This is a genomic window from bacterium (assembly GCA_028821235.1).
GTDB lineage: Bacteria > Actinomycetota > Acidimicrobiia > Spongiisociales > Spongiisociaceae > Spongiisocius.
Window position 1 is genome coordinate 1 of sequence record JAPPGV010000044.1, and the last position, 5,644, is coordinate 5,644.

Annotated in this window: 7 protein-coding genes and 2 tRNA genes; 4 read left to right on the plus strand and 5 right to left on the minus strand. The window is 62.6% G+C overall.

The genetic code is table 11. The features are described from left to right. Positions 1-103 precede the first annotated feature (103 nt). Positions 104-177: transfer RNA gene (locus OXK16_05140), tRNA-Arg, on the minus strand. A gap of 188 nt (positions 178-365) precedes the next feature. Between OXK16_05140 and OXK16_05145 the strand changes: the two genes are divergently transcribed. After that, a tRNA-Ser gene (locus OXK16_05145) sits at positions 366-456 on the plus strand. Positions 457-715: 259 nt separating this feature from the next. Here OXK16_05145 and dgt read toward each other — a convergent pair. Beyond that, positions 716-2,017, minus strand: coding sequence for a dNTP triphosphohydrolase (dgt, locus tag OXK16_05150; GenBank protein ID MDE0375333.1), 1,302 nt, complete (start codon positions 2,015-2,017; stop codon positions 716-718). Next, a complete protein-coding gene (locus OXK16_05155; protein ID MDE0375334.1) occupies positions 2,014-2,271 on the minus strand; it encodes a hypothetical protein in 258 nt (85 codons plus the stop codon). The genes dgt and OXK16_05155 overlap by 4 nt, the downstream gene beginning before the upstream one ends. Before the next feature lie 153 nt (positions 2,272-2,424). Here OXK16_05155 and OXK16_05160 point away from each other — a divergent pair, with 153 nt between their 5' ends. Both OXK16_05160 and OXK16_05165 read left to right on the plus strand, forming a co-directional pair. Next, positions 2,425-3,264, plus strand: a complete 840-nt coding sequence (locus tag OXK16_05160; GenBank protein ID MDE0375335.1) for an aldolase/citrate lyase family protein — start codon at positions 2,425-2,427, stop codon at positions 3,262-3,264. 89 nt (positions 3,265-3,353) lie between these two features. After that, positions 3,354-4,427: a cutinase family protein gene (locus OXK16_05165; protein MDE0375336.1), complete on the plus strand. Its 1,074-nt coding sequence runs from the start codon at positions 3,354-3,356 to the stop codon at positions 4,425-4,427. Between the two features lie 47 nt (positions 4,428-4,474). Here the strand turns inward: OXK16_05165 and OXK16_05170 are convergent, their stop codons facing one another. Both OXK16_05170 and OXK16_05175 read right to left on the minus strand, forming a co-directional pair. After that, complete coding sequence (locus OXK16_05170) at positions 4,475-4,738, minus strand: hypothetical protein (GenBank protein ID MDE0375337.1); 264 nt, start codon at positions 4,736-4,738, stop codon at positions 4,475-4,477. Continuing rightward, positions 4,735-4,971, minus strand: coding sequence for a hypothetical protein (locus OXK16_05175; GenBank protein ID MDE0375338.1), 237 nt, complete (start codon positions 4,969-4,971; stop codon positions 4,735-4,737). Before OXK16_05175 ends, OXK16_05170 begins: the two co-directional genes overlap by 4 nt. Before the next feature lie 310 nt (positions 4,972-5,281). Between OXK16_05175 and OXK16_05180 the strand changes: the two genes are divergently transcribed. Continuing rightward, a complete protein-coding gene (locus OXK16_05180; GenBank protein MDE0375339.1) occupies positions 5,282-5,623 on the plus strand; it encodes an Arm DNA-binding domain-containing protein in 342 nt (113 codons plus the stop codon). Positions 5,624-5,644 lie beyond the last annotated feature (21 nt).

Sequence of the window (5,644 nt, forward strand, 5' to 3'; positions counted from 1 at the left end):
ACGTGCTCGTGCACGGTCGTCAGTATATGCGATCTCCCCGCTAGCGTCAACGAGGGGGAGGACGGGGCTCTCTCGGAAGCGGAACGGTCGGGAGGCTGGGAAGCGCGGCCGGGAGGACTCGAACCCCCAACCTTCTGATCCGTAGTCAGACGCTCTGTCCATTTGAGCTACGGCCGCACGGGTTGTATGCCGGAAACTCGGCGTCGCGGTGGAAGACGACACCGGTTGCTGCCCTCTAACGATAGTCGCGGTTGATCCTGTACCGGAAGCCGCCCGACCGCCAAGGCCGTCAGGCTCGAGCCGCAGGTATCATGGGCGGTCAGGCTGACTCAGGATCCCCCGATCGCGAGGGGACCGGGTAGCACGGAGAGGTGGCCGAGCGGTCGAAGGCGCTCGCCTGCTAAGCGAGTAGGGGGCAAACCCCCCTCGAGGGTTCAAATCCCTCCCTCTCCGCCAAGGAGACAGGAGTACCGGTTCGTAAGCCGACGCGGACGACCGCTACGTACGCGTCGTCGGGGTCTGCCGCGCTGAATGGTGGCGCCAGAATATGGTCAGTTCCCGGTCTCCGACATGGCGAGTAGAAGCTCGACCGCTATGACAGGTTACCGGTGACCCCCATTCCCATTCATGCAGTTTGCTGCGAGGACGCGGCCGCGAGAGCCGCCAACAGGAGATCAGCTCGCGACACAGCCCACGGTGGGGATACCGGGACTTCCTAGAAGTCAAAGTAGGCGGTTGGAGTTGAGATGATCCCGGTGAACCGCTGATAGGTCTGGATCACCTGGCGTTCGGTCATGGCCGCCAGCAGATCGGCAGCCAACCGGTGCGGGCCGTCGCCGTCCTCAAGACGGTCACGCGTTGCCTGGGGCAGCAATGCCTGGTTCCTCTTCTCCTCCAGCACCTCGAGGTAGATATCGAAGAGTTTGCGCACCATCGCCCGTTGTCCTTCACGGACGCTGACCAGACGGGGATGGCTGATGACGTAGTAGTACGTCACCTCTTTGAGAAGATCGACCTGGAGACGAATGCTGGGGTCTATCTTTACCCGCCGACCCTCTGACGGATCACAGAGCCGGATCGCATCCTCCGTTATGAATTGGGTTATCAACGAAGACGCTGCTTCGTTCATTATCGTCCGTTGCCGTTGACCGCCGTCGTAGGGTCCGTCTAGCAATCTCATGGGTCCGAGCACCGTTCTGAGCGCCCTCCCCAATCCCTCTTGCTCTCTCAATGACTTCTTCCTCTTCTGAGCGGCCTCGATGAACCGGTCCTGCTCGGCTTGGTGCAATAGCCTGTGCAGAGGGATTAGGCCCGCTCGGTAGAAGTCCTCCAAATCATGAACTGCATAGGTGACGTCGTCGGCCCAGTTCATCAACTCGGCCTCCAGGGTTAGTTGACGATCGTTCTGGCCAGACCGGACCCAGGTGAAACGATCCTCGTCGACCCGGTAAGCACCCCACTTATCAGGATGGTCTTCCGAACCGTGCCGGAACCATGGGTACTTGAGAATCGCGTTGAGTGTCGCGCGCGTGAGATTGAGGCCGGCATTGCCGTGGATTGTGCTGTCATCGTCGCGGTCCGGGCTGTTGTCTGCATGGGCAGCAAGCCGCGTGACGATGCGAAAGGACTGCCCGTTGCCTTCGAATCCATCGGAATCGTCTGGGTCCACAGCTTGGCGTATAACTTCCTCACCATCGTGGCCGAACGGAGGATGCCCCAGGTCATGGGCAAGGCCGGCCGTCTCGACCACGTCGGGATCGAGGTCACTACCAGATGCGGCTTGACCCTCATCGTCCTTAAGCAACCGCTCGGCGAGTCGGCGACCGACCTGTGCGACTTTCAACGAATGCGTCAGGCGGTTATGGAAGACGTCCCCCTCGCCAGCCGACGCGACCTGGGTGACCCCGCTGAGACGACGGAACTCCGCGGAGTACAGAACTCGGTCGCGATCCCGCTGAAACGGCTCTCGCGGATCACCGACGCTTGATTGGCGGAGTCGGTCTTGCCGACTGCTCAACGATGAATCACCCGGATGCCATCGAGGGCATACCGGAGTCTTCCTTCGCGGACGAGGCGACCGAGTGCTACCGCCAGTCCTACGTCGTCTATGTCGGAACCGCGATCCCTCATGTGATAGAACAACGTGAGCACGTCGTCGAATGGAGGCTTCTCCGTCTTCTCATGCTCCGCGAAGACCGCGAATACCTCTTCCTTCCGGGAATGTACAGCCGTAGCCTCTGCCTGCATCACATCTCCCTCCAGTGGAATCACCCTAATGAAATTATCAGCGGGGTGTGACACCGGACGGGGCGCGGGCAGAGGCAGACCGTGCGCGGCGTTGCGGAGCGGAGGGCGATGTTAAGGAATATGATGCCTGGCACGCCCAGTCGGGCTGCGCTCCGACCGTCCAAACACCCAGGGGAGATGATCGAGTTGCGACGTAACCGGCTGCGGGAACTGCTGGATGCCGATCAGGCGACCCTGGGCACCCATCTCATCAGTTCCTGGCCCTCGGTGGTGGAGTTGGTCGGTCTGTCGGGGATGTTCGACTATGTGGAGTTCGTGGCCGAGTACGGGCCCTACGACCTCTACGCCCTGGAGAACCTGGGCCGGGCGGTCGAGTTGTTCGACCACATGTCGGCCATGATGAAGATCGAGCAGGAGCCGCGTACCTACCTGGCGGTCCGGGCGATCGGCTCGGGCATCCAGAACGTCCTGTTCTCCGATCCCCGTACTGTCGAGGACGTGGAGGAGTGCGTCAGCGCGGTCCGGGCCGAAGCCCCGGGTTCCGGAGGGCGCCACGGCGTCGGCCTCCGCCGCGACGTCGGGCTGGTGCTCGAGGCGGGGACCCCGGCCTTCGTGGAGGCCCTCGACCGGGCCGTGATAGCGCTGATGATCGAGAAGGACCCGGCGGTGGAGAACCTGGAGGATCTCCTCTCCGTGGACGGGGTGGACATGGTCCAGTTCGGCCCGGCGGACTACGCGATGAGCATCGGCCTGGCGGGACAGCTGAGCCACCCGCGGGTCAGGGAGGCGGAGGAACATGTGATCTCCACCGCGCTCCGGATGGGAATCGCTCCGAGAGCCGAGTTGAGGGACCGGGAGGGCGCCGAGCGGTACCTCGACATGGGCGTCAAGCACTTCTGCATCGGGACCGACGTGCGGATCCTCTTCGACTGGTTCAAGGACGCCGGCGCCGGCATGCTGGACCTCCTGGGACGCGACCCACCCGGCCGCACCCACGGATCCGAGTCGTACCGTTAGCGCCGGCGGTACGAAAAACGCCTCGCGGGCCGGGCGCCAGCCGCAACCTGGCAGTTGTTAGATTCCGGTCCGACCTAGAGTGACCTGGCGTGGAAAACCCTCCCTGGTCGGCTACCCGTAACGCTTCGTCGCCTCTGCGGGAAGCGCCGGGATCGGCGCGCAGGTTGCTGGCGGGCGTGTTGGCGCTCCTGATAGCTGCTTCGGGTTCCGGGGTGGGTGTGTCACCCGCAGGAGCCGACGATGTGCCGGTGCCGCCATGCTCCGACCTCACGGTTGTGTTCGCCCGCGGCTCCGATCAGGAACTAGCGACCAACGCCGGTCACGGGGGTATGGCCCAGGCCTTCTTCGATTCTGTGGAGACCCGCCTGCCCGGCTATTCGATCAACAAGTACGAGCTCGGAACCGAAGCCCACGGGGGTTACCGCTACCGGGCCGTCGGGATCTCAGCGATCCTCGACCTGTACCGCACCAACGTCATCAGGGTCATCGTGTCCCTGATCAGGCGGATCTCCCGCCAGGACGCAAGCCGGCCGCCCTCGGGAAGCGATCTCCTTGAGATCGACGGTCTGGGGGCATTGGAATACCGCAACTCCGTCATCGAGGGCATCGGCGAGTTCACCGCGTACCTCGAGGATCGAGGGACCGCGTGCCCTGACGAGGTATTCCTGGTCGGCGGGTTCTCCCAGGGTGCCCAGGTCATCAGACGGAGCATGTTCCTGCTCGGCAGGGCAACAAGGGATCGGATCGCCCACGTCGCCCTCTTCAGCGACCCGACCCTCCATCTCCCTGAGGGGGAAAGCACAGAGTCGATCGAGAACTGCCGGCAGGGAATCGTGGGAACTGTGTCACCCTGGAGGCGTGGAACCGTCCGATGCTCGACCAGCAACGGGCTCCTGAACCTCGATGGGTTGACGTTCCTCAGGATCGGCCCTCACACACCCTACGCACCGTCCGATATCGAGTCCCGGATAGGGTCGTGGTGCGAGCGGACCGACGGAGTCTGCACCGGCAGCGTCCTGGACCTGATCCTGGGCGTACATTTCCACGTGGAGACCCGACGCTTCCACGTACCCATCCATGGCGTGTACACGGACAAGTATTTCGAAGAAGCGGCGACCGAAGCCGTATCCGACGTGGTAGCGCCGCCGGTACACCGGTCGTAGCGAGCACGCCTCGCCCGCCTATCGCCAGTTGCCGTCGACTCCGAGCGCTATGTCGAGATCCTCGGAGCGTACTTGCGGTGAGCGGCTTGCTTCGAAACCCCGAGCATCGCCCCGATCTCTGACCAACTGCGATGAGCGCGCCTGGCCGAGCGGATTGCTGCGGTCAGGTCTTCGTCCACCTCGGCGCGACGCTTGGCTAGTGCGGCGATCTCCCGCAGCGTCTCGGTATCAGCCTGTCTGAGTTCTGATGCGTCAACGCGATCAGCCCACTCCTCCAGTGCCTTTGCCTGTTCTGCCCTTGTCCTGCTCATTCGATCCACCAACCCTTCAAGAACTTCTTACGAGCCCTCATGGCGTGGATGATCGCTGTCCCTGCATCATCCGAAACGACGCCGACCTCCAACGGTTCTGCCGTGGTAGAAGGACCTATGAACATCGTCACTGCAGGGTCGTCGGTTTCGTATGCTCGCCAGTGATGTCGTAGTGCATGCAACATTTCCTCATCTTGGACACCATGCTTGCGGGCGCTCGCTTCGATGTCCACGGCGCCAATACTATCCGGACAATGCCTTATCGTCAATAGATGTTGACCGCATAGCGCGCGTCGAGAACCCGGGCCCTTCGGCGCCAACCAGGAAGGAGGCTCCGACATCGTTATCGCAGTCGGTGGCTGGAGACTGCGGAGGGAGTGACCGCCGTTTGTTGGTCTCGGATGGTTTCTGAACATTCCAGTGGTCTTCTGAACTACCTGGTTGTGGGATGTTTCTTGCGTCTTGTCGTTCCAGGGGGTATCGTCTAGTCCCACGGATAAAGTGATAACTACAGGTGATAACCGGAACGGGGGGAGAAGGCGGGTGAAGCGTCCACGGATCTTATCAGCCGCGTTTGTGCGCACCGTCAGCAGACCGGGCCGTTACGGCGACGGACGCGGCGGCTACGGGCTCAGTCTGCTGGTGAAGCCAACCGCGAACGGTCGCCTATCCAAGTCGTGGAGCCAGCGGGTCCGTTTCCATGGGCGGGTCACCAACATCGGCCTAGGCGCCTATCCGATAGTCACGTTGGCCGAAGCCCGCCAAAAGGCCGTCGCGAACCGGCGCACGATCGAAGCTGGCCTCGACCCCCGTGGCAGCCGTGTGCCCACCTTTGCGGACGCGACCGAGGAGGTGTTGATGGTCATTGAAAATCCCCGGAGTTGATCACTGAAATTCCCCACCCCC

Coding starts and splice junctions, on each gene's coding strand:
- OXK16_05170 (MDE0375337.1), bottom strand. CDS start 4,738: ATGAGCAGGACAAGGGCAGAACAGGCAAAGGCACTGGAGGAGTGGGCT.
- OXK16_05160 (MDE0375335.1), top strand. CDS start 2,425: ATGATCGAGTTGCGACGTAACCGGCTGCGGGAACTGCTGGATGCCGAT.